Source organism: Burkholderia sp. SIMBA_062 (assembly GCF_046534765.1).
Classification (GTDB): Bacteria; Pseudomonadota; Gammaproteobacteria; order Burkholderiales; family Burkholderiaceae; genus Burkholderia; species Burkholderia ambifaria.
In genome coordinates this window covers 1-276 of sequence record NZ_JAWRYD010000226.1, presented here as the reverse complement: position 1 = coordinate 276, position 276 = coordinate 1, and the positions used below count along the sequence as shown (strand labels likewise).

Annotated in this window: 1 protein-coding gene; it reads left to right on the top strand. The window is 62.0% G+C overall.

Annotated elements, in window-relative coordinates:
* Positions 1-69: 69 nt before the first annotated feature.
* The coding region (locus SB786_RS36140; RefSeq protein WP_410731565.1) for a hypothetical protein at positions 70-276 on the top strand (207 nt) is incomplete at its 3' end.

The following is a 276-nucleotide window of genomic DNA, read 5'->3' as shown; positions in this document are numbered from 1 at the left end:
AACAGGAAGCTCATGTCCGCCTGCAGGATGGTCTGGATGGGGACCGCGGCAAGCAAGGAGTGCCAGTGCATGTCGATGAGCCCCGGCATGATCACCTTGCCCGCGCAGTCCACCGTCCTGGCCGAGCTGGATGCCGGCGGCTGGCCTCTTTCGAGCTTCGAAATCCGTTTTCCCTCAACGATAAGATACATCCCGTCGACGAGCGAAGCAGACTTGCCGTCGAACAGCCGGAAGTTCGTGAAGGTAGTGACAGGCGATGAGGCCGGCGGGCTGGCG